Below are 26,962 nucleotides of genomic sequence, written 5' to 3'. Positions count from 1 at the left end.
TTTCAGAAACAAATTGAAGATTCACGAGTGTTTTTTCAACCGAGAAGAGTTCAATTCTAAAAATCTGTTTATTACTTTTGAAATAAAAATATACCATTAATTAAAGTATTTACTATATATACCGATATATAGTATTGTTCTGAATTCATAGGGAGAGGGCGATCCATTTGAAAGAAAAAAAGAAAAATAAAAAGAAAGAAATAACTTTTGTTAAAAAAGGGGCATCTGTTTTACGTCTAATGAGTACCAGGCTAATTGCAGCTTTCCTTACTGTACTCATTATTCCAACAGCGCTTATCGGATATTTCTCCTATCACAGTGCGCAGGATCAGGTTCAACAAAGAATGACAGATCCAATGAATACCATGTTAACAATGACAGGGCAGCACATTGACAATCTGGTGGGCGCAAAAGCACAATTATTGAGTTATTTAGATAACATGTTTGGCTCCGCATCCATCGAAGCGAACACCGAAGCAGTTCAAGCAGAAATAAACCAATTAGCTGATACATATCCTGATATTCTCGCCATTACGGTGGGGAATGAGCAGGGCAATTTCATTACTTCTCCAGAAATAGGGGAAGCAACCTACGATCCACGCAGTACGGAATGGTACACCAATGGTAAAAGCAACAATGGGGCGCTAACTTTTTCTGACATCACGAAAGACCCGGTTTCCGGAAAAATTTATGTAGAGATATCAAAAGCTCTAACTAACGAACAAGGTGTGGCAAATATTAAACTTGATCTTGAGCCACTAGCCAAAGAGCTATCTTATGTGGATGTTGGAGGCAATGGAAGTCTGATCGTCGTTGATGCCAATCGAACCATCGCGGCTTGGTCCGGTGCCATTGCAAAAGGTGGGGGATGAGAGCTTGGTGGAGCACTTATTGACGGAATACCAGTCCATCCCAATACGGCTTCAAGTTCAGATGAACCAATGGCATTCTCCCAATTTGTGAGAACTGACCTGGAGTATGACTTGGAGGTTTACAACGGTGTCAATGCTTTAACGGGTTGGAATGTTATTGCTTTGATGGGCCATGAAGATTTCATCGCCGCAGCGAAACCAATTCTGGTCACTAGCCTTACGGTAATTATTATTTCTGTATTGTTAGCCGGAGTCATCATATTCTTTATTCTGAGATCTTTTATGATACCCATGCAAAAGCTGCGAACGGCAACCCGCAATGTACGGGAAGGAAATCTTTCGGAACGAGTTAACCTGAAAAACAAAGACGAATTCGGCTTATTGGCAAATGATTTTGACCAAATGACCATTTCGCTGCAGTCAGTTGTTACTGAACTGAATCAGACATCCTCGTTGCTAAGTCATTCATCACAATTGATACAGGAAAGCACAGAACAAACCACCGTATCGGTTCAACATGTTGCCGAGACCATGCAGCAGACTGCCGAAACAGCTGTAATTGGGGCGGAGAATTCGGAACAAACCGCGAACGCAGTGGAAGAAATGGCCAGAGGCATCAGTACGATCGCAGAATCTGCGAGTGCGATTGTTGATTCGGCCGAAGAGACGGAACGTGCAGTCGCAAACGGTGGGAAAACCATAAACCAAGTCGGAGAACAGATGGAACATATTCTTGGAGCCGTTGAAGAAACTTCAGCTTTAATTAACGAGCTGTCCAATCTATCAGCAGAGGCCAATCGAATGAACGAAGCCATTGCCGATATCTCTCGGCAAACCAATCTTCTGTCACTGAATGCTTCTATTGAAGCAGCAAGAGCAGGGGAACACGGAAAAGGTTTTGCTGTTGTTGCAGGTGAAGTACGTATGTTATCCTTGCAATCCAAACAAAGTGCGGAACAAATTGCTGCTACCATTGGCAAAATGTTCGATCTGATTGAGAAATCCACTTCACTGATGAATGATAAAGTACGCAATCAAGTTGGTGAAGGAATGCGCATTAGCCGAGAAGCTTCTGCTACGATATCCAACATTGAACAATTTACAACGCATATTGTGGATCAAATCCAAGATGTATCTGCTGTATCAGAGCAGCTGTCAGCAAGTACGGAGCAGGTCTCTGCTACGGTTGCCGAAATGGCCAATATTTCGAAAGTGTCGGCTGACAGTGCCCAGACTACTTCGGCTGCAGCCCAACAGCAAATGGCGGCAATGGAGGAGATCTCGGCATCATCTGTGCAGCTATCCAAAACGGCTGAGAATATGCAAAAGCTGGTTCGTCGATTTACTCTTTAGATTAGATTTAAGGTTAGTTTATACGATAAGACGAGGCGCTCCTAAAGGAGCGCCTTTGTGCTGTAGAGAATAACACGTTCCTCTTACTGACTGGATGCAGCATCCCCGAACATGTCCTTTTGATTTCGTTTCCGGAAACTTCGCGGCGATTCTCCGACTGTTTTCGTAAACAGAATGGTGAAGTAATTGGGATTATCATACCCGACCAGTTTGGAAATTTCCCATATTTTTTTCTTGGTTGAGACTAACAATCGGGTTGCTTCACCCATTCTTCGCTGGATCAAGTAATGATAGGGGGAAGTACCATAGTGATTTTTGTACATGTGAATCAAGTAATAGAAATCAATATGAAATTGATCTGCAAGTTCCTTCAGTTTGATGTTTTGCCGGTAGTTGGTATCCAAATAGTCCTTAATGCTCTCGGCAAGCGTGTTGCTGCGAACAATTTCACCTGCAGTGAGCAGATGACGGGACATTCGATCGATGATCACCAGTACAGCTTTCAAGACGTATTGGGAAATGGACTCGTATCCATCCTCTCGAATAGAAAATTCACTGAACAGGGTCTGCATTAACGAATGAAGCTCGTCCGAATAGCGGTTTGCTCGAATGATCGGTTCGCTCCCTGGAGGAATGACCCAATCGTTATGATCACGGGCACCTTCTTTGAAACGAAAGCCACAATAAAAGGTGGATAACGGAAACTCAGGGTCGGATTTCTCCTCATGAAGTGTTCCTTTATTGTAAATGAGCAGATCCCCCTTTTGAGCCCAATGCTTCACACCATCAATGGTGAAGGATCCTTTGCCTTCATTTACGTAAATGATTTCATGTAGGTCGTCGTGTTTATGTGTTGGAAAACTCCAATCGGGGTTATCGGCCAGCTTCCCTACGTAAATAATGATGCAATCCTGGTCCTCACTCAATTGGCCGGGTTCGTGACGTTTATTCATCTGTGTCTTCCCTTCGAGGTTCTATGATGAAATGACAACATTCATAATGTTTTGAAATAAAACCACAACAACCTTGATTGTCGCCCTGGCACATCTGACAGTACAATTTCACTATCCAATATGTACTATATATCGAAACTGAAGGGATGGGAATGCAGAAATTACACTCGTTAGAAAACGTTTTAGAAATTGAAGCGCTTGCAACATTAGAAAGGATTAGTGAGAACTGATTTATGACTAGAACAAGAGAGAATTTACTTATTTTAACACTTACGCTGGTCAGCTTTGTACTGGGAACAACCGAGTATGTGATCGTGGGTGTATTGAAGGAAATTGAAAGTTACATGAAAGTGTCCCTCGCTGCTGCGGGTGCTCTTGTTTCCGGTTTTGCCATTGCCTATGCAGTCGGTACACCATTCGCTGTGGCTTCCTTGGCGAAAATATCCAGAAGAAGCTCGATTTTAATTGGATTTGCCATTGTGCTTGCTCTGAATGTGTTGACTGTGTTTTCAACAACGTTCACTTCCTTGATGGCGATTCGCATCATATCAGCCGTTGCTTGTGGACTTACGATATCGCTTTCGATCTCGATCGCAAGCGACGCAGTGAACCGGGAGCGGAGAGGAGAAGCTATCGCGTGGATTTTGGGCGGCTTCTCCATCGCGAATGTGCTAGGTGTTCCGCTTGGTACGTTCATCGGACAGCATCTGAGCTGGTCCATGACATTTGTCGTTACCGCATGTATCGGTGTCGTGCCGTTTGTGTTCATGTTCCGGATACTTCCACGCCGCACGACAACCGTTGCCGGTTCGTTCAGCGATCAGATGGCTCTCTTTTTGAAGCCGCGGATCTTACTAGCCTGTCTGATCCCGGTACTGGGAAACAGCTGTATCTTCGTAACGTTCACGTATATTACCCCGATTCTGAGTGAGTCCATGGGTGTGCCTGCACGGTGGGTTAGTGCCGTACTCCTCATCTATGGAGCCTGCAGCATTCTGAGCAACTGGATCGGTGCCAAAATAGCCAAGGGCAATTTCTTGCCCAAGCTCAAGTGGCTGTTCGTGATTCAAGCGGTTATCTTCTTGGGACTGAGTTTTGCCGTGTCCAATCTGTGGCTCGGATTGGCGTTCCTGTTCCTGATCGGATGCCTTTCATCTTCCATGAGCGCGGCATCCCAACTGTATTTGTTCGACGTATCTGGAGCGATCGCTCCGAATTCAAAAGCGTTCGCGTCCACATTGCTGCCTGTGGCGGCTAACGTGGGGATTGCGCTCGGCTCCGGAGTCGGGGGGATTGCCGTCAATTTGGGTGGTGTGAACTGGGTACCTCCGGTTGCTGTGGTCCTAGCTTTGCTGGCTTTTACCATTACGAGAATATGCCAGCGTTCCATCCAATTGAATTCGGAAGAAGCAACCACTTCAAACGCGGCGTAGATTTAAACATTTTGGATTAGACCTAGTGTATGGTACTTCAGCATACATTGGGTCTTTTTATTTTTAATCAAATCTAGATTTACTTGTGCTCGGAGACTGAGAACTTTAATAGTAGGAAAGTGCAACAATTTAGTGAGTTTGTATAGGAGGAGTTCTGATAAAATGAATGAAAAGATTTCCCAATCCACAAATGCGATCTCCATGCATTCAACCAATGAGGAGGTAAACCAATGAAAAAGCCCATGATCGGTGTCCTGCCGTTATATGATTCAAACAAAGAAAGTTACTGGATGCTTCCAGATTATATGAACGCCATTGAAGAGACGGGTGGAATTCCGGTCATGCTCCCGTTGACCCAAAACCTCGAGATTATTGCAGCACTTGCTAATGCGTTTGATGGATTTCTGTTCACGGGCGGACATGATCTCAATCCGGAGCTTTATCATGAAAGGGTAGAGGATACCTGTGGGGAGTTATGTATTGAACGCGATATGATGGAGGCACTCCTTTTTCAAAAAGTAATAGAGCTCGATAAACCAGCCTTTGGCATATGCCGCGGACTACAATTATTTAACGTAATGTTGGGTGGGTCTTTGTATCAGGACATCCCTACACAGGTTCATGTGAGCGATCCAGTTAACCATAAACAAAGCCCGCCATATACCAATCTTGTGCATCAGGTACATATTGAAAAAGATAATTTGCTGCATGATATTGTACAAACAGATATTATCCGAGTGAATAGTTATCATCACCAAGGGATCAAGACGTTATCAGACAAGTTAACTGCAGCGGCAGCTGCTGAAGATGGACTGGTCGAATCTGTGGTTATGCCGAACCAAAAATTTGTGTTGGCTGTGCAATGGCACCCAGAATACAGTTATAAAGTCGATGATCATAGTCATAGATTATTTTCAGCTTTTGTCAACGCTTGTAAACCTCTCAGTGTTGATATCAATGTCGAAGAAATCACAGCTTAAATGTGAGCAGCTGAATCGTTATGATCAGCTGCTTTTTTTAATTTCAGAGTGGACCTGGTAATCATGATTCAAAACTATAATTAGAGATCTATTAAGAACCTAATATCCCATTTGTTATTTTAGATAAAATTTTTCTTAAACAGAAATGTATGAGGGAGAGTGTTACTACTATGATCAGAATGAATGCGCCAACGCTGATAAATTTGATTGGGATGAAATCTGCTAGCCAATTTCCGCCTATGTAAATACAAATAAACGCAATCAAAATTGCAAATACATAAGTAACAGTAACCCGGAGAATCTGTTTAGGTGATAGCTTTTTCAATACATTTCTATGCTTCCACATTAAAAGTGCGAATAAAAATAAACTTATTACCATCATTATTATTTCTTGAATTATAACCAACTCCTTCCTTGATATTAATTGGTTAAATTGTAAAAAAATGTATGTTATAATCTTATTATTTGGATAAAGGTTTGTGCAAGTAAATATAGCGATTCAGCTTTTGCAAAAATATTAAAATGAAGGAAGTGGTGAATTGCGGATAATTTCATTTGTTTGTATTTTCTTGCTCGTATTGACGGGCTGCTCTAAAGAAAAGACTGAGACAATCACACCAGATCATTCGAAACCTAACCGTATAACACTAACTCCCATTGATCTGTCCCAAGGGGAAGCAGCGAGGTTTAAACCTTTTCTTGGCATGATGTCGGGTGCATTTAAATTAGCGTATGAGGGAAGTAAACCCTATGCCAGGCTTGATATGGACATTTGGGAGAATGGGAAGAAAGTTGATTCGGCAGGATCGATTGGAGATTTGTTTTTCAGTTTGGAGGGGCAAGAGAAAAGCAATGAAATTGATTTAATCATATCGATTGATTCAGTCTCTACAGAGGAACAAAAAAATTGAGTATAATCAAAATCAAAACGGGGTCAGGCTTAGCTACTTTTACTCTTCCCTGGAATCCAGAGTTGAAAGCAAGCGCTTTGATTCAGAATACGGGAACACAGACGTTCACAGGTGAACAGCCTGTTCATGTGCTTGGTATGCACGCTACAAGTGCAAACCAAATAAATGCCCCAGATCTTTCAGAGGATTCACTAAGCAAAACGGAATGGGCGCTCGTGTTCACCTTGCGTTTTGATGAGTAAACAGGTTAAAAAAAGAAGACGTTGAAGTATCTCATTCCTTATCTACATTAAAACTAATTCGGTAAGTGGAGCAGGCTGCAAAAGCAACTGCTCCCTTTTTTGTTTACATTTATAGTGCTCTTACATCAAACACTAATCGATATTTTCAATACGCCATTCGCCTTCTTTGTTTTTTGTAAAGAAGTAAGTAATAGCTGTATTCTCAATACGCTCATCAGCATATTTCTTGGCATATTGAATGCCCACTCGAATTTGTTCACGTCCATCAATTTTTATTTTCTCCAGGAGATCCAGATCATAAAACATATATTGAACGTCTTCTTCACTGAAAAAGATTGATTCTTTCCGAGAACCTTCATACAGATTTTCTCTGAATTTTTCTTTATCATTCTCCACAACGGCTTCAATATTGCTTTTGAATTTTGAGATAATATCATCGTTAAAAAAGCTTTTTTTATATCGGTCAAAATCAATGAATATACCTTTTTCAAAATTTACCGCTGAAATCTCTTTGAATTCCAAACCTTCTGGATTAATTAACATTTCTGATTCTGTTGGGGAAGTACTTGATGTCGGTGTTTGACTTACTGGTGTATTGCTGGTTGAAGGTGTTGGACTTGTGTCACTGATCGATTCTTCATTACTGGTAGGAACGTAAGCTTCACTTGATTTTTCACATGCAGATAGCAGTAAGACTCCACTAATAACTACAGTTAATAAGCCACGAGACAGTTTCTTCATTAAGGAAACCCTCCGATATTAAAAAATTCTAATCAACTAAACACATCGAATTCTATCTTTCACTATTACAAACAAAACATACGGACAAAGGTTTGAAATCACCCATTCACTTGTTTAGATCGGAAACGTTCATTCTGACTCGCTCGCAGCCAAAAACTGCTTGATAATTTCAGCCAGCAACAGGAGTGTTTTTGAAAAAGTATAAAGAACGTGACGAAATCCAGCCTTTAATTCTGATACAAAGACTAATTTTATGACATTTCATCATATGAAAAATTCACAATAGAAAACCATATCTCGTACTTAGTATCTACCACCATAATCCGTTACGTTTACACACCCTCATTGTTACAAAAAGAAATACATGACTAAGAAATAAAATTCAAGCTCTTTTTTTTGCATTGTCTATCTTATGTGAATGGATTCAAAATAATAGTTAGCCATATCTATAACTAAAAAAGAAGACCCCTTGTTTGTTAATACAAACAGGAGGCCATCTTAATTGGCTACTTCATCATATTAAAGCCCGCTACTACAGACTGCGGGGCGATTCAATCGTTTTGAGCTGCACATATTCTGAACTCATTCCATCAAGGAAGGTTAACAATTCCTGGTTGAACTTTTCCGGCTCGTCGAAGAGCATGGCATGACCGCTATCCTCGAACTTCACCAAGCGAGCATTTGCGATGCTTTGTGCCGTTAATTCTCCTAGCTCAGGCTCAACAATTTTATCTTTTTGTCCATGGAACACAACTGTCGGTATGTTAATGGAAGCCAGATCATTTCGAAGATCTTCGTCTCTTAATGAGGCTGCGGCTTTGATGGTACCATGGTGAGATGCCTGATAACAAAGAGATTCCAGCCACACCAGCATACCCGGATTAGATTTTGTTTTCGTGAATTTCAGACCGAATTTATTGAGCATTGCAGGTCTGTTCTCGTAAGTAGCGTTGATGAGCTGCGAGGTTACCTCATCCGGATCCATACCATACTCTATACCTGGGCGGCGGGTAAATACAGGTGTGGCAGCACCGGCCAGCAGCAATCTTTTAATACCGTAGCCCTGATGACGTGCCATATAGCGTGAAGCTATAGCGCCACCCATGGAGAAACCAACTAGAGCTGCATGCTCCAAGCGAAGTTCATCAATAATAGTACGAAGATCATCTGCCATCCGGTCATAAGAATAACTTTCCCATGGCGCATCGGATTTGCCAAATCCACGGATATCGATCCCAATACACCGGTAACCATGAGAAGCCAGCAATGTATATTGATATTCGAACATGAGATGGTTGGCTGGCCAGCCGTGAAGGAAGATGACCGGAACGCCTTCACCGATATCTTCAACATAGATTTTAACTTTGTCTTCTACCTGTACATATTGTCCCATCTTGATTCCTCCTAGCAATTTACTATTACAGTAGAGTTACTTCGGTTAAGAACACGAATAAAACCGTTCTGCTCACACAATATTAAACTCATACCTATGGACACAAACAATCCGAATGATTATGAGAACAATCGGTAAAAAACACTTACTGATCGTTCTCATAATGTTAGGGTGAATTCACAGGAAAAACAAACCAATCTAGTGTTTATAGAACGACTGTTTTTAAAAAATCAGGGTTCGTGAATAGGAGTTGTATTCTAAACGATCTTCTTAACCTGATACCAAGCCAGAATTAAAACTCCATCAATATTCTTCATCGATCATTCTCAAAATGATATACTTGTGATGGTTGATGATTGGAGGGACTTTAAATGGCCAGAAGCAAGGAATTTGAAGAAAACGAAGTGCTGGAAAAAGCCATGAAGCTTTTCTGGGAACAGGGATATGAGAAGACATCGATGAGTGATCTTGTCGAGCACATGGGCATCCATCGCAGAAGTATCTACGATACTTTTACAGATAAACGAACCTTATTCTTTAAAACAATGGAGCGCTTCGAGAACCGAACCGATGCCAAATTGGGGGCGGGCGTCAAGCAATCGAAGACAGCGAAGGAAGCACTTCAGTTCATTTTTGATTATATGAGTAACGGTGAAGAGGATGCTCCACCTGGGTGCATGTTCGTCAATTCTGCTGTGGAAATGGCTTGTCGGGATGAAGACGTCGATGCCAAGGCAGTTGGAGGCTTCGAAAGAGTTGAGCATCTGCTTGTGGAGATTGTTACGTGGGGACAACAAAATGGGGAGTTCACAGATCGATATGAGGCACAGGAATTAGCTGAGTATTTGCACAATGCTCTAACAGGATTAAGAGTGATGGCACGGACATCGGTGTCAAAGGAAAAGCTAAGTCGCATTACCACGATGACCATGCAGATTTTAGAAAAATAGAAACCTGTTGAATGAAATTGCACGGCTCGTGGATCAAGGTATCATACGGACGACCATGGCACAGAAATTGAAGCCGATCTTTGCCGACAATCTGCGCATAGCTCACCATCTTTTGGAGATGTCGGGACAGTAGGTAAAGTTGTACTTGAGCATTTTCAAGCGAATGCATCGAAGCCGCATATTTGCGGCTTTATTTGTTAGCAGCTGTTTGGTGAAAAAGCAACAAACGTTCCACTTTCAACGTCTTATATAGAAGGTAGCTGTATTGTGAGGAGGAGTACGATTGAGAAAACCGGTCATAGGTGCGATTGTATTAACTCTCCTATGTTCACTTAGTGGATGCTATTTCTTCTCAGCAAACGAAACAGGGGATTATATCATACTGAAGGAAGAAGAACGAATCCTGGTAGCGGAAAATATACCTCAAGAAGAAGCTGACAGTAATCTTGCTGCTCTCAGAGAAAAGAAGATTAAGGTCATCTCCTATATTGTGGAAGATACCGAGCTCTATGAGCAGCTCGAAGTGGGGGACAAAGTTAAAGTCTCACCAAAAGTAAATGAAGAAGGGTTTTATGTTGTCGGACAATCTGATCCACCTCAAATCGTAGCGGGAAAGATCGAAATAGAAGAATGAGATAGTCAATCTACAAGTAAATAAGTACAAATAATAGTCGAAGAATATAAATGGTTAATGGTGTAAACATACGCTATCTTTAGTAACTATACAAATGCCTATTGATAAATATAAATTCATTGATAACTTATCGTGTTTGAAACAGCAGGGAAAACGTGCATTTCTTTGAGAAATGTCTTTATATCAATTATGAACGAGCTTTCTTCACGTGATGATGATTTCCAGTCATTCGTTAGTGCTACATTGTACAAACGACAAACATGCATTTAACCAGCTGAGTAATCAATTCGAAATACTAAAAGAGATCTGGAAAGTTGAGCGAAAAAGGGAGCTGCCAACCCAGGATGAGGTCAGTCCAAAATGAGGAAAAAATATTTTTCAAATTATGCCTTGATTTTTCTTGGAGTGTTTGATATTGTTTAACCTGTGATTTTGGAAAGCCAATGTATCAATTGGATTGAGAACTTTCCAGCAGATAATTTTGACCACTTCCTCTAGGGAGTCAAGGCCATACGGACAGCCGGGTCAAACGCCGATTGGCAACTTCATGTTGCCTTATTGATTGAGTTAAAAGCTCAAATTTTATAAGTTGGTTACTTTACAACCAGTGCAATTGCACATCAACTTGTGAAACGGTCAATAAGAGTGGTAAAGGCGAATTATTTGCTATATAGACTCTGATCTAATATTGATATACATGAGGGAGCTTTCCGCTAGAAGAGTTCTTGGGAACTTTTTTGGTCATGGAGACTTTACGTTTTTTCACGATGTATATCGACAAGCAAGTGTGATGATGCGCGATTGCGGCATTTTTCACCTTGCTTTTTTTGTTGTATCAGGAACAGACGGAAGTTGGAAAATGAGAAGACCTTGAAACGGACGTTTTAATCAAAAAAACAAAAAAAATCTACATATTGGGATAGGAGAATGGAAAATGGGAAAAGCACTAATCATCGGCGCCGGCGGCGTGGCTTCTGTGGCAGTACACAAATGCGTTCAAAATAGCGAAGTTTTTGAGGAAATTTGTATCGCGAGTCGTACAAAATCCAAATGTGATGAACTCAAAGCCAAGCTGGACGGTGGCAAAACGAAAATTACGACAGCACAAGTGGATGCGGACAATGTAGATGAACTGATTGCCCTGATCAACGAAGTGAAACCGGATATCGTAATGAATCTGGCTCTGCCATATCAAGATCTGACAATCATGGATGCGTGCCTTGCAACCAAAACGCATTACATGGATACAGCAAACTATGAGCCGGAAGATACAGCAAAATTCGAATACAGCTGGCAATGGGATTACAAAGAGCGTTTTGAAAAAGCAGGAATTACTGCACTACTCGGCAGCGGTTTTGACCCAGGCGTAACTGGCGTATTCTCTGCATACGCCCTGAAGCACTATTTCGACGAAATCGAATACATCGATATCCTGGACTGCAATGGCGGCGACCATGGCTATCCGTTCGCAACCAACTTCAACCCGGAAATCAACATCCGCGAAGTTTCGGCTAACGGAAGATACTGGGAAAATGGCGAATGGATCGAAACCAAACCGATGGAAATCAAACGTGTCTACGACTTCAAGGAAGTTGGCGAAAAAGACATGTACCTGCTGTACCACGAAGAGTTGGAATCTCTGGCGAAAAACATTCCTGGTCTGAAACGTATCCGTTTCTTCATGACATTTGGCCAAAGCTACCTTACTCACTTGAAAGCTCTTGAAAATGTGGGCATGACTTCGATCGAACCGATCGAGTTCGAAGGTAAACAAATCATTCCGCTGCAATTCCTGAAGGCTGTATTGCCTGATCCGGCGTCCCTTGGACCACGTACTGTCGGTAAAACGAACATCGGTTGTATTTTCAAAGGGAAAAAAGACGGCAAAGACAAAACATACTACGTTTACAACATCTGTGATCACCAAGAGTGCTTCAAAGAGGTTGGCTCCCAAGCCATTTCGTATACGACAGGTGTGCCAGCAATGATCGGTGCAGCAATGGTGATGACTGGAAAATGGAACAAACCGGGCGTATACAATGTTGAAGAGTTCAACCCGGATCCATTCATGGAAGAGTTGAACAAATGGGGTCTTCCATGGGTAGAAGACTTCAACCCGGTACTCGTTGATGAGCTGCCAGAAGAAGTTAAAGAATCGGAGCTTGTTCGTTAAAATGCGGTTTGAGCAATTACCGACGCCATGTTTTGTTGTTGACGAGGGGCTTATCGAGAAAAACCTGAAAATCCTGAACGGTGTTATGCAGCGTACAGGTGCCAAAATCGTGCTCGCTCAAAAAGCATTCTCCATGACTGCGATGTATCCATTGATCGGAGAATACTTGAGCGGTGCAACGGCGAGTGGCTTGTATGAAGCACGCCTGGGCCACGAGGAAATGGGTAAAGAGAATCATGTCTTTGCTCCGGCATACCGCGCAGAAGAGATCGACGAGATTCTCTCCATCTGCGACCATATTATTTTTAATTCATTCTCCCAACTGGCAAAATTCAAGGATAAGGCGCTTCAGGCTGGCCGTAAGGTCGGCTTGCGCATCAACCCTGAATGCTCTACCCAGGAGGGGCACGAGATTTATGATCCGTGCTCTCCGGGTTCCCGCTTTGGAGCGAAGCAAGAGGATTTCCAAGCAGAGCTGCTGGAGGGCGTCTCCGGACTGCATTTCCATACGTTGTGCCAGCAAAATTCCGACGATCTGGAAACAACACTTAACGCGGTAGAAGAGAAGTTCGGACAATGGCTGCCGCAAATGGAATGGATCAATTTCGGCGGTGGTCACCACATTACGCGGGAAGATTATGATATTCCAAGACTGGAAGCATGCATTAAACGCATGCAGGACAAATATGGCCTTGAAGTATATCTGGAACCGGGAGAAGCAGTTGCGCTGAATGCAGGTTATCTGGTGACCTCCGTGCTGGATTTCCACAAAAACGGCATGGACATTGCCATTTTGGATACCTCAGCCACTTGCCACATGCCAGACGTGCTGGAAATGCCGTATCGTCCGCCGCTGGTAGGCTCAGGAGAAGTAGGAGAGAAACCGCATCTGTACCGTCTTGGCGGGCAAACGTGCCTTTCCGGTGATGTCATTGGAGATTATTCATTTGATCAACCTTTGCAAGAGGGCGACCGTTTGGTCTTTGAAGACATGGCGATCTATTCCATGGTCAAAACGAATACGTTCAACGGCATGCCGCTGCCAGCTATTGCGGTAAAAAGAAAAGACGGCGATTGCGAAGTCGTTCGGGAATTCGGATATCAGGATTTCAAAATGAGACTGGCATAGTTGGTCATAATATATACGAATTAATAGTAAGCCGGATTCCGCTAATAGGAATCCGGTTTTTATATGCATCTTCAGGTGCTTTTCTGAATTTAAAGTGAGTTATAGTCCCGAATAATAACATCGATAACACGTTTTCCCCAGTTCGATGACTCCGTATCTGGTTCATTCCAAGCATAGGTGATAAGCGCTTTCCATAAAGCCCAACCACGTGCACGGTTTATCATATCTGGGTCAGCGTTCATCCGCCCGAGGAAAATGTCTCTACTTGTATCATTAAAAAAATTCCAAGCCATTACCAAATCACTTGAAGGATCGCCGACGCCCATCGTTCCAAAATCAATTACGCCGCATAATCGCCCATCTTGCACGAGCAGATTGCCTACTGCAACGTCACCATGCAGCCATAACGGTGTCGATTCATACCTTGTGGCAAGGGCAAGATCCCATATTTCCAATAACAGCTTTTGATCGTATTGGCCGAATAAACCGTCAATGACGGATCGGGTATCCGAATCGTAAACCGCCAAGTTTCCTCCGCGATGAAAGTTTTGAATGCCTGCTGGTATCCCTTCGCTTGCATCGATTGCTTCTAATTCTGTCAGGAAATTTGCAAGATCCTCAGCAAATGTGTTCAGATCAACGATATTGTCATGTGAGACAGTCTCACCTTCAATCCAGCGGTTGATGGACCAGGGAAGGGGATATTCCTCCGTAGGTTCACCTTCTGCAACAGGGGCCGGGATTGGCAAGGATAGTAAAGGCTTGAAAACAGGAAGCCATGTCATCTCTTTTTTCACAGCAGAGGCGTAACGTTCATGACTCGGCAAGCGAATAGTCATATCGTTTCCCAGTCGATAGGTGCGGTTATCATGTCCGCTTTTTTCTACGGGTGCAATTGTTAACTCTTTCCACTTGGGAAATTGGCTATGGATTAATTGACGTACCAGTTCAGGAGTAATTTCAATCATATCATTCGCCTCATTCTTTTGAAGTTGATTTCCACTTTATTTTACTGCCGTTTCTAAGTAAAGGAATTTTTTATGAATAGTGTAATTGTACAGGATGATATGAAATAAAACATCGGAATATAAACTGGCCTCGAAAAATAAATTACTTATCTCTAATGACGATAGTTCTATATCTATTAAAGATTTAGTTACACCAATAAAACAATGATATAATGTAAATTTACGGTTTAGGCGTACTTCTTTTTATATGCGATAATTTCAACTATTATTGGGAGGAGTTTGTATACATGGCAACGATTGATGATTTTTTAAAACTGGACATCCGAATAGGAACCATTATTCACGCTGAGTTCTTTGCGGAAGCCAAAGTGCCTGCAATCAAGCTTGAGATTGATTTTGGACAAGAGATTGGAATCAAAAAATCGAGTGCGCAAATTACCAAAAGATATGCGGCTGAGGATATCATAGGGAAACAGGTTATCGGGGTAGTTAACTTTCCTCCACGGCGGATTGCCGGATTTAAGTCTGAGGTACTCGTTTTAGGAGGGGTGCCCGAAAAGGGAGATGTCGTTCTGTTACAACCGGATATTGAACTACCTGCAGGGACACCTATAGCGTAGAGAATACGACTTCGTGACATTTAAGATCTCAAAAATGCAATTTCATAGACTTCTAAAATAATCAAAGGCTATTTCCGGACATGTTCATCTGTCTTGTGAAATGGCCTTTTATTTGTATCTTGTGTTCATATATGTTGAAGGAAGATATTTAACATTGTGTCATTTTAGAAGAGTGAGGATCATAAGATGTGGAAATAAACCGGACAAGCGAGTAGGAGTGAAGAAGAGTTGAGTGTTCAACTTCTGATCAGTTATATTTTCCTTGGTTTGACGCTTGCTGCTCCCATTGGGCCCGTGAATTCAGCACGTTTGGACAAGGGCATCAAGAATGGATTTTGGCATGCCTGGATGGTCGGTGCGGGTTCAATGATTGCGGATGCCGCATTTATGCTCTTGATTTATTTGGGTTTGGTTCAATTCCTCAATATCCCCATGGTTCAAATTCTCCTCTGGCTTGTTGGCGGGTTTACACTGACCTATACCGGGATTGAAAGCATCTTACAGATTAATAAACTGAAGCTGCATTCATCCAAAAACCGTAAGGATTCCCTTATCCACTGTTTCATGCTTGGCTTTTTCATGTCCATTACGAGTCCGATGTCCATCATTTTCTGGCTGGGGATTTACGGCTCCATTTTGGCCAAAACGGCAGTATCTTTTGGGACGAGTCATTTGCTGATCTACAGCAGCATGATCTTTATCGGACTTACGCTCTGGGATGTGCTGGTGGCGGGTTTGACCACAGGTATGCGGCGTTATCTCAATCAAAAGAGTCTCGCCATAATTTCCGTTGTATCCGGGTTGTCCCTCGTTGGATTCGGGGTATATTTTGCTCTGCAGGGGCTGCGAGCCTTATTTTCGTAGAGGTTGGGCATACACCCAAATGCAACGGTTCTGTACTGGGACAACGCGACACATGCACATTAGGCACATAGACTGCTCTCATCAGTTATGCAGAACGCTGCATGAAAATTAAACTGAAGGGACGATGTACCTAAATGCTGCGAACGATTGTTGTACCAAGCGAGTATAAACCGCTGCTGAATCTCAGGGAAACTGCCGAGGCGATACATTTTTCAAGAAAAACATTTCAGGAGCAGTTGGAGCTGAACTTAAACCTCATGCAGATACCTTCACCGGTTCTTTTGCAGGAAGGTACAGGAATCAATGATAACTTGAATGGTGTAGAGCGTATGGTTTCTTTCGACGCACTGGATATGGAAGAGGGGCAGATTGAAGTCGTCCAATCGCTAGCCAAGTGGAAACGTATCGCTCTGAAGACATATGGGTTCCAGGTGGGAGAGGGATTGTATACTGTTATGAATGCGATTAGACGTGATGAGTGGATGGATAATCTGCATTCCATCTATGTGGATCAATGGGATTGGGAAAAAGTGATCGCTGTAGAACAACGTAACCTGACCACTTTAAAGGAAGAAGTTCATAAGATCTATCGTTCCATTCAGGCTACGGAACAGGAACTGTGCAAACAATATTCATGCCTTAAACCCATTCTTCCAGCTCAGATATTCTTCATCACAACACAAGAATTAGAAAACCAATACCCTGAACTCACGCCAAAACAACGCGAAAACGAGATTGCGCGCCAATACGGTGCTGTCTTCATTATGCAGGTGGGTGGATTACTGGATTCCGGAAGAATTCATGATGGTCGATCCCCTGACTACGATGATTGGACACTAAACGGAGATATATTGTTGTGGTATCCTGTACTTGAGCAGGCACTGGAAGTATCATCCATGGGGATCCGCGTGGATGCCGTTTCTCTCGAAAAGCAGCTTGCTCTGAGCCAAACGAAAGAACGGGCTGCACTTGATTTTCATCAGTCTGTTTTGAATGGGGAATTGCCATTTACTATGGGAGGCGGCATTGGTCAATCCCGGCTTTATATGTTCTTGTTAAGAAAAGCTCATATTGGCGAGGTGCAGGCTTCGGTGTGGAATCAGAGAACCTGGCAGGAGTGCCAAGAGGGAAATATCCCTTTGCTATAGAACAAAATCGAGAAGAGGATATCCAATGAGGATATCCTTTTTTTGTTTGATTAAGTGGAGACCTTATGTTTTTTCCACCATCTCGTCATGATCCAGGTGACCAGACCAATAACAACAATCATGATTAGACTTACGAAAAAGCCCACCCGGATGTCTGGCTTCACTAGTGTCCCACTAACGGCACCCAATAACAGAATCAAACCCGATATGCCAAAGATTACATCTCGCAAGCGGATCCGGAGGATCTTGAACGCTGCAATAATGATAAAGGACCAGTTATACATCTGCAGAATACCAGCTGCGGTGGTGATGTACTCGTAGATTTTTCCTGGCAGTAGAAGGGCTGTTACGATGGATGCACATAATCCAACCGCGGCTAGAGCAAGGGATGGCAGGGGGAGCTGTTTAAATTTCAACTTGATCTTGAATAACTTGGGCGCGTCCCCGTCCTTGGACATGGTAACCAATAAGTTAACGACTGCAAACAATGAGGCGCTCATGGCTGAAAAACCGGCCAAGATGATGGCCCCATTGAATACATGTGGGAAAAAGGCCAAATGATACGAAGACAAGGCGGTTACAAATGGACTTTCCTTTTCATTCATCTTCGTATATTGCACCATGAATACGGCCAGTCCGATCGATAACATGTACAGGATTGAAAGTCCGGTCAGCATGACCTTTCCGGCTTTGGGAGCATCCTTTTTATCTTGCAACTGAATGGACATGAGACCAATGGTCTCCACACCTCCATAGGCGTAAAACGCATAGAGGAGCGAGGACCAGAAGGCCGGGAATTTCCCAGGGAACACTTCAGAAGCTGAACCAGGAAAGCCCGGTCTTTCATTGCTTCCCCCATGAATCCAGCCAAAGAGTGCAGCTGCAGCCAGCAGAATAAACATAACGATAGCTGCCGTTTTGACTACGGCTAGAACATTCTCGATTTTATCAAACCACTGTGTGCCGAGTAATACAACAAAAATGGACAGTACCGCATATCCTGCTGCAAAAACCCAAAGGGGAACATTCGGAAACCAGAATCGGGAGAGAATGGACAAGGCAGTCAATTGGCTTCCCATGATCAAAATTTTGGTGCTCCAGTAATTCCAGCCGCATCCGAAACGTGCCCAGCGTCCAAATGCTTTGCCAGCATAATAACAGAACGAGCCTTCTTGAGGATCTGCCGTAGTCATTTTCGCCAGAAAATGAAACACAATATAGGTACCCAATGCCGCTATCAAAAAGGACAGCACCATGGAAGGTCCAGTCTGTTTAATACCGATTCCCGAACCTAGAAAATATCCGGTTCCAATCGTACATCCGATGCCAAGCAGGGAAAGCTGCCACCATTTTAACTCTCCCTTCCCCTTTCCTTCAGACGATGAGGAAGCGTCTTGTGCAGTGCAACTTAAATCGGTCAATGTAGATACACCTCTCCTTCTCAGATAAGGTGATCCAATAAAGGATAAAATATGCCGTCTTCCGTAACTTCAGTTTTTCGCGTTAAAAGGTCAATGATTCGTTGACATGACTCCAAACGGTATCTTACAATCAATACGTCACTAAAAGGTGTCTAATTTTTGGAAAAGGAATCACCCGGCGAAAACGCAACGTGAAAATGAATGTGTTCACTGCAATTTTGTATTCATGGAAATGATATTTAGGAGAGAGTGTTGTGAGTGAGAACATCCAATCGCGTGATGTATTTGACGCGATTGCAGATCCAACCAGACGACGACTGATTGAGTTATTAGCAGAAGCAGAGCCAGAAGAAGTACCGCTATATGAATTAACAGCACAGTTTGAAATGGGTCGGACGGCGGTATCCAAGCATCTAACCGTCCTTAAAGAGGCGGATTTGGTACATGACCGAAAGGTTGGAAGAGAAACGAGATTCAGGTTAAATGCCGCTCCACTCCAAGAAATTCAAGATTGGGTCGCTTTTTACAGTAAATTCTGGAGTAACAATATGATGCGCTTGGACCAACTGCTAGAAGAGGAAAATGAGTCCAACTGAACTGGATTCACCAATAGCGGTAAATTCGAGTGTATCACGAATGACAAATTAAAAAATCGGAGGGTTTCCATGCATGAGCGAAACTAATCAGGAGTACATTGTACTCTCTGGTGCGAGGGAAAACAATCTCAAGAACGTATCCTTGCGCATCCCCAAGCGGAGAATTACAATCTTCACCGGGGTATCCGGATCCGGCAAATCATCAATTGTTTTTGATACAATCGCTGCAGAATCCACACGTTTGCTGAATGAGAACTTCAGCATGTTCGTGCGTACGTTCCTGCCCCGCGTACCACAACCGGATACGGATGCGATCGAAAATCTAAGCATGGCAGTGATTGTGGACCAGAAGCGATTAGGCGGTGGTTCTCATTCCACAATGGGTACGATTACTGATATTTCACCCATTCTGCGGCTGCTCTTTTCGAGAGTGGGTAAGCCTTATGTTGGACCGGTTAACATGTTCTCTTTTAATGATCCACAAGGCATGTGCCCCGAGTGTAACGGAATCGGACGAAGGCTCGGCGTTGATATGAGCAAGGCAGTAGACATGTCTCAATCTCTAAACGAAGGGGCTATTCTGCTTCCGGACTATGGCGTGAATGGCTGGGATTGGAACATGGTCCTGCAGTCCGGGGACTTCGATCCGGACAAGAAGCTTAACGAATACTCCGATGAGGAGTTGGAACTGCTTTTGTATGGCAAGGCTAGAAAAGTGAAAGTGGATTTCGCGGGTAAGGCAACTAATATTACAGTAGAAGGTGTCATTGAGAAGTTTACCAACAAATACATCAAGCAGGATGTTAAGACGAAATCTGAACGCACACAAAAAGCGGTTATGCCATTTATCTCAGAAGGTCCTTGTTCCAGTTGTCAGGGTGCAAGACTTAGTCAGGCAGCGCTCAGCTGCAGAATCAAAGGACTCAATATTGCGGAGATGTCTGCCATGGAGGTGGGTCAGCTTATTCGAGTCATTCGGGAGATTGATGACGCAGTTGCAGCGCCAGTTATCAAGTCATTGACGGAACGGCTACAGCATCTGGTGGATATCGGACTGGACTACCTGACATTGGACCGTGAGACAGATACATTATCCGGCGGCGAGTCGCAGCGGGTCAAGATGGTGAAACACCTCAGTGGCAGCCTTGTGGATGTCACTTACATCTTTGATGAACCTAGCGTTGGCCTGCACCCTCGAGACGTCCACCGGTTAAATGAAATACTTCAGAAGCTGCGCGATAAGGGCAACACCGTAATTGTCGTGGAGCACGATCCGGATGTGATCAAGGTTGCGGACCATATCGTAGACGTTGGACCTCACGCTGGCAGCCGTGGCGGAACAATAGTATATGAAGGAAGTTTCCATGGTCTGCTGGAATCAGGTACGCTGACTGGCTCCCACATGAAACGACCTCTGCAATTGAAGCACGATTGCAGGCAGCCATCTGGCAAGCTGCCCATTAAGGATGCAACCTTGCATAACCTGCAGAATGTAAGTGTAGACATTCCAACGGGTGTGCTTACTGTCGTTACAGGTGTCGCCGGTTCAGGCAAAAGTACGCTAATCAACGAAGTATTTCTCACCCAGCATTCGGATGCAATCGTGATCGACCAATCTGCGGTAGGTGTATCAACACGTTCCAATCCTGCGACATATACGGGCATTATGGACGATGTTCGTAAAGCGTTTGCCAAAGAGAATAAGGTGAATCAAGGCTTGTTCAGCTTCAATTCCAAGGGAGCATGCGAGCATTGTCAGGGGCTTGGGGTCATATATACAGACCTTTCCTTCCTGGACAGCGTGAAGCTGCCATGTGATGTATGTGAAGGCAGACGGTTCAAAGATGAGGTACTCGAGTATAAGCTGAACGGCAAGTCAATTGCTGAAGTACTGGAGATGACCGTGGAGCAAGCGTTGGAGTTTTTCCAACTCAAAGAAGTGAAGCGCAAACTTCAAGCAATGAGTGATGTCGGACTGAATTACATTACGCTTGGACAACCGCTTAGCACGCTCTCCGGTGGGGAATGCCAACGAATCAAGCTGGCAAGCGAACTGCACAAGAAGGGCAGTATCTACGTAATGGACGAGCCCACGACCGGTCTTCATATGTCGGATATCGGCCATCTGCTGGAGATCATGAACCGTCTCGTGGATGCCGGCAACACTGTGATTGTCATCGAGCATAATCTCGATGTGATTAGCCAAGCGGATTGGATTATTGATATGGGACCCGACGGAGGCAGCAAGGGTGGACAGGTGGTTTTCGAGGGATTACCTTCGCAGATTGTCCATGAGGAAAAGTCAATTACAGGTCAGTATTTAGATAGTAATGAGAAATAAGAAAAGAACGACTTATGAGGTTTAAGGGGAATGCGGAGGCTTACTATATGTTCATAAGAGAGATAGAAGAGAGAGATAATAAACAGGTCGAATCGCTTATTAGAACCTGTTTGATCGAATTTGGCGCTAATAAACCAGGGACAGCTTGGACTGATCCGCATTTAGGTGATTTCTATAATCTGTACCAAAATGAGGGCTCTAAATACTGGGTGGTTGAGGAAAACGCTAAAATAGTAGCGGGTTGTGGGATTGGACCGATTGAGGGCTTTCCGAACATTTGTGAATTGCAAAAGATGTATGCATTAAAAGAGACACGAGGCACAGGTATTTCAAGCGAATTACTTCACGTTGTCCTTGAATTTGCGAAAAAGCATTATGAACAATGTTATCTTGAAACCCTCAGCAAAATGGTCGCAGCCAACAAGTTCTATGCAAAAAACGGGTTCACTGCATTAGAAAAACCACTGAATGAATCGGAACATTTTGCATGCGATACATGGTATTTGAAAACCTTATAAACAGAATGAGTTTTATGGAAAACACTAGCCGATACTCCCTAAAGCAGGGAATATCGGTTTTGTTATTTTTATCAATAAGTATGAAGTAAGCCCATGTGCTCACTCACTATTACACCTTTTCCTTTTTATGTATAATAAAGTTAGGCATTGGATTATCCATGAAGTCACTAAGGAGGAGATGTATGTTAGCATTAATCTTGATTTTGGGTTTGATCTATTTTGCAGCTTATTTGCGTGCGATCTACATTAAACTTGAAAAAATAGCTGATGCATTGGATCGAAATAATAGCACCGGGGACTAGTTTATTTTTTTATAAATTTTGAAGAATAACACGGAGTACACATACATGGCTATGATGGGAATCAAATAAGAGAAAAACGTCCAAAAAACATTCCAGTTATTAAAGTACGTTACTCTTCCTTGCTGCTTCAACAGCCATTCCAGGCACGTCAGTATAAGGGCACTTATGAAGATTACAGGTACAGGTTTAATTTTTTTTTCATAGACCAGATACAGCATAAATAAAGCAACGATGGGGAACATGCCTAGATCAAACGGAATTGCAGAAAAAGCTATATTTTTAAAAACAGGCGAGAGCAGCCAAAAGTAATTGAATCCAATGTTATTAACAACGGAAGCCAGAGCAACTGCAACAGGGAAGAAAGGAAATAGTAATCTCCTGTGTTTGATAAACAGATATATGAACAACACCCAAGGTACAACAAAACCAACAAGGATATTAAGAGTCATCATGTTCCTCCCAAAATTTCTGTCACTTATATTCTTAGCGATAAGTTCTAATTTGATCCAGAGAAGATGTTTAAGGGTTAGAATTGAAGATGGAACCCCAAAAAATCAGGTATTAACTCATTTGTGAGTGGAGCCAAAACCGTCATGGTACTTTAATATTTGAAGTCCACTAAAACAAATGAGCCAGTGTCGAAGTAATATCGACGACTGGCTCATTGCTAGTTTAAGTTGGTGTGAACAGACTAAATCAGGAATCAGATGAACCGATAAAGGCGTACACCGTGCGGAGGGACAGTTGTTTGTACTACACCTGCCTTAAGTTCGGCTGCGGTTCCGTTCCACAAATCGGTGCCGGAGGTAAAGCCGGTGAGCCCGATTTGCTCCAAAGCCAAGCTCAGCGGCAACTCAGAGTCGCCAACGTTAAATATTGCAGCGTAACGGGAATCATCGGTGTCATCAGCTGTCCAGACAATGAGATTACCTTCGCGCAGTGTTTCCTTCGCTCCACGGCTCTCCTGCTGCATGCGCAATACCTCTCGGTTGGTAAGCAGGGACAGCGTCCATTCGTCACAGTCGCGAAGCTCGCCGCCAAAAATAAGAGGTGAGCGGAAGATGCTCCAGAGTGACATCATCGTCAACTGCTCGTCTCTTGTGAAACGCGTCCATCGGTCTGCGCCACCGCCGTCCACAGACCGAATCCCAATATGGCCGAGCGGGAGCATGTCACAGTCTGGCCAGCAGCCTGCCTGCGGAATCCCTTGCCATGTCCGGCAGCGGTCAAACATATCCAGCAGCAGCGGCCATTGATCCCAGAAGTCATCCGTAACCCGCCACATGTTGGCATGTTCGGTAAAAAATGCGGAGTATTCCACCGGAGCCGGACCAGGGGAGAGGCTCAGCACCATTGGCCTGCCGCAGCGTTCGATGGCTTTGGAGATTAACGCGATCTCTGGCTGATGGGTGTCGTACAGTCTAGATGCAGCAATGTCGTCTACTTTTACCAAGTCGACACCCCACTCAGCATATAGTTCAAAGAGAGAATCATAGTAAGCCTGTGCGCCTTCTTTCGACGAATCCACGCCGTACATATCCGTATTCCACGGACAGATGGAATTTGTGTGTGCAATATCACGCGCTGTTGCCGTGGTGTTCATAATGGGAGTAGCAGCGTGAGCAGCCTGTCTTGGAATGCCGCGCATGATATGAATGCCAAACTTCAGTCCAAGGCTATGTACATAATCGGCTAATGGCTTGAAGCCTTGTCCGCCTTTTGCGGACGGAAAACGGTTCTCGGCAGGCATTAGCCGGGAATATTCATCCATGATGAGCGGGACAAACGGTCGGTACTGAGAGGAGTTTGCATAAGGCTCGTACCATTGAATATCGACGGTAATGTAATTCCACCCAAATGTTTTGAGATGTTCAGCCATGTATTCCGCATTGCCCCGGATTTCTTCTTCTGTAACGGCCGCGCCGTAGCAGTCCCAGCTGTTCCAGCCTAGCGGTGGTGTAGGTGCTGCAAGCTTATGATTCATGGAATAGCTCCTTTACTGATTAATTATTGCTTTTGTTGTGTTCATCATAATAAAGGAGTTTAGTAATATCTACAGTAATTTTAAACGCCAAGTAGCACAATATTGCGGTTAATCGAAGAACAGTTTACGGTATGCCAAGCTATCTCCTCCGCTGCGGAACTCACCTGGTGTAAGCCCGGTCATGGTGCGAAAAGCTTTAATAAAGTAACTTCCGCTGGAGTAGCCAATCCGTTCTGCAATGGCCTCAATGCTGAGTCCGGTTCCCCGAAGCAGTTCCATGGCCTTTTCCGTGCGGATGCGAGTTAAATAAGCGCCTGGTGTCAGACCCGTACTGGCTGAGAACCGGCGAATCAAATGATACTTGGACAAAGAGACATGCTCAGACAGCTGATCAATACTAATCATCTGTGCGTAGTTATTCTCTATAAATTCAGCTGCGCGCTGGACGTTTTCTGACCAGTTGCTCCTGTTTCGCAGAGTTGTTACCTGCAGTCTGGCCAGTTCTGAGATGAACTGGTATACAGAAGAAGAAGCGATGAAAGGATCTGAGACTCGGCCTGCTGCCGCATCGTTCACAATCATTCGCAACAGCTTAACTGGTGCACAATCTGCGGGAAGGTATGGGACTTCTCCTGCTTCACGCAAGAATTTGCGCCAAAGAGGCAGAATCAGATTCGGCCGGAAGAGCAAAAATAGAAATTCCCATGGCTCTTTGGAATCAGCATGGTAATAATAGCGATGGGGTCCTGGAATTTCAGCAAGAAAAGCCTGTCCGGCAGTGACACGATGCCGCTGTTTCCCGGATTCATATATACCTTCGCCTGAAAGGGTGTACTGGAAAAGAAGGAGAGGCCCGTCGGTGCGCTCCAGCCCGTCCCAATGATAGGAAGGATTGGTGATGGAATCACAGCCAGCCGCAAATAATACGCATAGCTGCAGCTCCTTATCTTCCGCGAATCGAAAGCCGTATGTACCTCTGGGCATGTCCATGAATGTCTCCTTATGGTTATGAAATTGTTTTTGCGAACAACCGATTAAGTCTGATTATATGCTATTACGATTAGAATGAGGAGGCAATTGCCTTGTTTACTATATTGAATGGCTTTTGTCTTTCACGAGAACCGTTGATGAACTGGAATGGCTGGAGAAACGATCCAATACCTTTTTCATCAAAGGCATAAAAGTATTTAGTATAACTCCTCCTAAACAAACGGTCAGTATCGTTCCCATACCAATAGGGCCCTTTAAAATCAATGCCAGTAACAGGAACACAAGGTAAAGGAGCGTTCTCGCAACCAAGAGATTCGATCGGGTACGTTTTTGAATAATCAATGTTAATCGATCCAGGGGAATCGGTGCGAAGTTGGTCAGTAGGTATGTTGCAGTTCCTAATCCAATAAGTACTAAACCAATGACCATATATACAATTTTACCGATCAATAATTCAGGAGTTACCCAACTGTGCAAGAAGAAAAGCCACATATCAATGCCAATCCCTGTTATAAATGCGGTTAACAACCCTAGAAATTCTGGTTTTTGTCTTGATAGAATAGAATTGCAGCATATCAGGAGCAGCGCAATAATGATCTCCCAGCTTCCTACAGAAAGCCCCACATTCAAGGATAGCCCTACCAATAGTGCATCAAAGGGTGAGGTCCCAAGGTCCGATTGAATCGTAAAAGAAATTCCAAGAGTCAATATTAATATTCCTAAGATGAAAAATATATATTTCAATTTAATCACCCTCGTTATGTATGTTTTATGTTGCAAATACAACAAAATTAAAGTAGATTTAATATATCCTGTTTTTATTGCATTTGCAACAAAATAAATGGCGGGCAGGAAACAAATAAAAGGGAACAGAGAGAATTTGTTCATTCTATCAAGGAGCGAAACCACCTTAATATGACAGAGACAGTAAAAATCACAAAATGCAGCTGTGAAGATGTGCATACACTCCAGGAAATCAGTATTGAAACATTTAATGATACATTTAAAGATCAGAATTCACCTGAAAATATGAAGGGATATTTGGAGAGGGCATTTAACTCGGAACAGTTGGAGAAGGAGTTATCCAATCGTTCTTCCGACATTTTTTTCATCTATTTTAATGAAGAACTTGCTGGCTATTTAAAGGTAAATATCAGTGATGCCCAATCCGAAAGCATGGGGGAAGAGTTTCTTGAAATTGAGAGGATCTATATCAAAAACCATTTTCAAAAGTACGGGCTCGGTAAGCATTTGCTGAATAAAGCTATAGACATTGCGATCGAAAAGAACAAAAACAAAATATGGCTTGGCGTGTGGGAAAAAAATGATAATGCGATTGCATTTTATAACAAAATGGGATTTATTCAAACAGGAGCACACTCATTCTATATGGGGGATGAAGAACAAATCGATTTTATAATGACCAAAACTCTCGTATAACTCAGA

General features: G+C 43.3%; 27 protein-coding genes. 18 read left to right on the top strand and 9 right to left on the bottom strand.

What is annotated here, in order from left to right; all coding sequences use genetic code 11:
- Positions 1–167 precede the first annotated feature (167 nt).
- Both AB3N00_RS03950 and AB3N00_RS03945 read left to right on the top strand, forming a co-directional pair.
- Positions 168–872, top strand: a complete 705-nt coding sequence (locus tag AB3N00_RS03950; protein ID WP_413033401.1) for a cache domain-containing protein — start codon at positions 168–170, stop codon at positions 870–872.
- Positions 873–959: 87 nt separating this feature from the next.
- Entirely contained in the window at positions 960–2,225 is a 1,266-nt protein-coding gene (locus tag AB3N00_RS03945; RefSeq protein ID WP_413033400.1) for a methyl-accepting chemotaxis protein, read from the top strand.
- An 83-nt stretch (positions 2,226–2,308) separates the two neighbouring features.
- Here the strand turns inward: AB3N00_RS03945 and AB3N00_RS03940 are convergent, their stop codons facing one another.
- Positions 2,309–3,178 (bottom strand): AraC family transcriptional regulator, encoded by an 870-nt coding sequence (locus AB3N00_RS03940; protein WP_413033399.1) that lies wholly within the window; start codon positions 3,176–3,178, stop codon positions 2,309–2,311.
- 233 nt (positions 3,179–3,411) lie between these two features.
- Between AB3N00_RS03940 and AB3N00_RS03935 the strand changes: the two genes are divergently transcribed.
- From AB3N00_RS03935 to AB3N00_RS03920, 4 genes are all read left to right on the top strand, one after another.
- Entirely contained in the window at positions 3,412–4,611 is a 1,200-nt protein-coding gene (locus tag AB3N00_RS03935; RefSeq protein ID WP_413033398.1) for an MFS transporter, read from the top strand.
- A 230-nt stretch (positions 4,612–4,841) separates the two neighbouring features.
- Positions 4,842–5,591 carry a gamma-glutamyl-gamma-aminobutyrate hydrolase family protein gene (locus AB3N00_RS03930; protein WP_413033397.1) on the top strand — a complete coding sequence of 250 codons (750 nt, stop codon included), beginning with the start codon at positions 4,842–4,844 and terminating at the stop codon, positions 5,589–5,591.
- Between the two features lie 707 nt (positions 5,592–6,298).
- Positions 6,299–6,502: a hypothetical protein gene (locus AB3N00_RS03925; RefSeq protein ID WP_413033396.1), complete on the top strand. Its 204-nt coding sequence runs from the start codon at positions 6,299–6,301 to the stop codon at positions 6,500–6,502.
- A complete protein-coding gene (locus AB3N00_RS03920; protein WP_413033395.1) occupies positions 6,499–6,744 on the top strand; it encodes a hypothetical protein in 246 nt (81 codons plus the stop codon). Before AB3N00_RS03925 ends, AB3N00_RS03920 begins: the two co-directional genes overlap by 4 nt.
- Positions 6,745–6,876: 132 nt before the next feature.
- Here AB3N00_RS03920 and AB3N00_RS03915 read toward each other — a convergent pair whose 3' ends face one another.
- Both AB3N00_RS03915 and AB3N00_RS03910 read right to left on the bottom strand, forming a co-directional pair.
- Positions 6,877–7,485, bottom strand: a complete 609-nt coding sequence (locus tag AB3N00_RS03915; RefSeq protein WP_413033394.1) for a hypothetical protein — start codon at positions 7,483–7,485, stop codon at positions 6,877–6,879.
- A 532-nt stretch (positions 7,486–8,017) separates the two neighbouring features.
- Entirely contained in the window at positions 8,018–8,878 is an 861-nt protein-coding gene (locus AB3N00_RS03910; RefSeq protein ID WP_413033393.1) for an alpha/beta fold hydrolase, read from the bottom strand.
- Positions 8,879–9,249: 371 nt separating this feature from the next.
- On the opposite strand from AB3N00_RS03910, the gene AB3N00_RS03905 reads away from it, so the two are divergent.
- The 5 genes from AB3N00_RS03905 (at position 9,250) to nspC (ending at position 13,764) form a co-directional block, all read left to right on the top strand.
- A complete protein-coding gene (locus AB3N00_RS03905; protein ID WP_413033392.1) occupies positions 9,250–9,828 on the top strand; it encodes a TetR/AcrR family transcriptional regulator in 579 nt (192 codons plus the stop codon).
- A gap of 7 nt (positions 9,829–9,835) precedes the next feature.
- Entirely contained in the window at positions 9,836–9,961 is a 126-nt protein-coding gene (locus AB3N00_RS03900; protein ID WP_413033391.1) for a hypothetical protein, read from the top strand.
- Between the two features lie 150 nt (positions 9,962–10,111).
- Positions 10,112–10,462, top strand: coding sequence for a DUF3221 domain-containing protein (locus tag AB3N00_RS03895; protein WP_413033390.1), 351 nt, complete (start codon positions 10,112–10,114; stop codon positions 10,460–10,462).
- A 934-nt stretch (positions 10,463–11,396) separates the two neighbouring features.
- The gene (locus AB3N00_RS03890; RefSeq protein ID WP_413033389.1) at positions 11,397–12,635 is read left to right on the top strand and encodes a saccharopine dehydrogenase family protein; all 1,239 of its coding nucleotides are present in this window, start codon (positions 11,397–11,399) and stop codon (positions 12,633–12,635) included.
- A 1-nt stretch (position 12,636) separates the two neighbouring features.
- Positions 12,637–13,764, top strand: a complete 1,128-nt coding sequence (gene nspC / locus AB3N00_RS03885; RefSeq protein ID WP_413035182.1) for a carboxynorspermidine decarboxylase — start codon at positions 12,637–12,639, stop codon at positions 13,762–13,764.
- An 89-nt stretch (positions 13,765–13,853) separates the two neighbouring features.
- Here the strand turns inward: nspC and AB3N00_RS03880 are convergent, their stop codons facing one another.
- A complete protein-coding gene (locus tag AB3N00_RS03880; RefSeq protein WP_413033388.1) occupies positions 13,854–14,732 on the bottom strand; it encodes an aminoglycoside phosphotransferase family protein in 879 nt (292 codons plus the stop codon).
- Between the two features lie 287 nt (positions 14,733–15,019).
- On the opposite strand from AB3N00_RS03880, the gene csaA reads away from it, so the two are divergent.
- From csaA to asnA, 3 genes are all read left to right on the top strand, one after another.
- Positions 15,020–15,352: a chaperone CsaA gene (gene csaA / locus AB3N00_RS03875; protein WP_413033387.1), complete on the top strand. Its 333-nt coding sequence runs from the start codon at positions 15,020–15,022 to the stop codon at positions 15,350–15,352.
- A 228-nt stretch (positions 15,353–15,580) separates the two neighbouring features.
- Positions 15,581–16,216, top strand: coding sequence for a LysE family transporter (locus AB3N00_RS03870; RefSeq protein WP_413033386.1), 636 nt, complete (start codon positions 15,581–15,583; stop codon positions 16,214–16,216).
- Between the two features lie 134 nt (positions 16,217–16,350).
- A complete protein-coding gene (gene asnA, locus AB3N00_RS03865) occupies positions 16,351–17,364 on the top strand; it encodes an aspartate--ammonia ligase (protein WP_413033385.1) in 1,014 nt (337 codons plus the stop codon).
- A 50-nt stretch (positions 17,365–17,414) separates the two neighbouring features.
- Here asnA and AB3N00_RS03860 read toward each other — a convergent pair whose 3' ends face one another.
- Positions 17,415–18,785 (bottom strand): amino acid permease, encoded by a 1,371-nt coding sequence (locus tag AB3N00_RS03860; RefSeq protein WP_413033384.1) that lies wholly within the window; start codon positions 18,783–18,785, stop codon positions 17,415–17,417.
- A 254-nt stretch (positions 18,786–19,039) separates the two neighbouring features.
- Between AB3N00_RS03860 and AB3N00_RS03855 the strand changes: the two genes are divergently transcribed.
- The 3 genes from AB3N00_RS03855 (at position 19,040) to AB3N00_RS03845 (ending at position 22,240) form a co-directional block, all read left to right on the top strand.
- The gene (locus tag AB3N00_RS03855; protein ID WP_413033383.1) at positions 19,040–19,381 is read left to right on the top strand and encodes an ArsR/SmtB family transcription factor; all 342 of its coding nucleotides are present in this window, start codon (positions 19,040–19,042) and stop codon (positions 19,379–19,381) included.
- A 73-nt stretch (positions 19,382–19,454) separates the two neighbouring features.
- Positions 19,455–21,722 (top strand): ATP-binding cassette domain-containing protein, encoded by a 2,268-nt coding sequence (locus tag AB3N00_RS03850; RefSeq protein WP_413033382.1) that lies wholly within the window; start codon positions 19,455–19,457, stop codon positions 21,720–21,722.
- 47 nt (positions 21,723–21,769) lie between these two features.
- On the top strand, positions 21,770–22,240 hold the full coding sequence (locus AB3N00_RS03845) for a GNAT family N-acetyltransferase (protein ID WP_413033381.1): 471 nt from the start codon (positions 21,770–21,772) through the stop codon (positions 22,238–22,240).
- Positions 22,241–22,538: 298 nt separating this feature from the next.
- Here AB3N00_RS03845 and AB3N00_RS03840 read toward each other — a convergent pair whose 3' ends face one another.
- The 4 genes from AB3N00_RS03840 to AB3N00_RS03825 all read right to left on the bottom strand — a co-directional run bounded on the left by AB3N00_RS03840 (position 22,539) and on the right by AB3N00_RS03825 (position 26,260).
- Positions 22,539–22,991 (bottom strand): CBO0543 family protein, encoded by a 453-nt coding sequence (locus tag AB3N00_RS03840; RefSeq protein WP_413033380.1) that lies wholly within the window; start codon positions 22,989–22,991, stop codon positions 22,539–22,541.
- Between the two features lie 254 nt (positions 22,992–23,245).
- Positions 23,246–24,526 carry a glycoside hydrolase family 27 protein gene (locus AB3N00_RS03835; RefSeq protein WP_413033379.1) on the bottom strand — a complete coding sequence of 427 codons (1,281 nt, stop codon included), beginning with the start codon at positions 24,524–24,526 and terminating at the stop codon, positions 23,246–23,248.
- Positions 24,527–24,634: 108 nt separating this feature from the next.
- Positions 24,635–25,516, bottom strand: a complete 882-nt coding sequence (locus AB3N00_RS03830) for a helix-turn-helix domain-containing protein (RefSeq protein WP_413033378.1) — start codon at positions 25,514–25,516, stop codon at positions 24,635–24,637.
- Positions 25,517–25,615: 99 nt separating this feature from the next.
- Positions 25,616–26,260, bottom strand: a complete 645-nt coding sequence (locus tag AB3N00_RS03825) for a YczE/YyaS/YitT family protein (RefSeq protein ID WP_413035181.1) — start codon at positions 26,258–26,260, stop codon at positions 25,616–25,618.
- A 171-nt stretch (positions 26,261–26,431) separates the two neighbouring features.
- Here AB3N00_RS03825 and AB3N00_RS03820 point away from each other — a divergent pair, with 171 nt between their 5' ends.
- Complete coding sequence (locus tag AB3N00_RS03820; protein WP_413033377.1) at positions 26,432–26,956, top strand: GNAT family N-acetyltransferase; 525 nt, start codon at positions 26,432–26,434, stop codon at positions 26,954–26,956.
- Positions 26,957–26,962 lie beyond the last annotated feature (6 nt).

This window comes from Paenibacillus xylanilyticus, assembly GCF_047246825.1.
Classification (GTDB): Bacteria; Bacillota; Bacilli; order Paenibacillales; family Paenibacillaceae; genus Paenibacillus; species Paenibacillus xylanilyticus_B.
The sequence above is the reverse complement of the archived record's forward strand: the minus strand, read 5'-3'. Positions and strand labels throughout refer to the sequence as shown.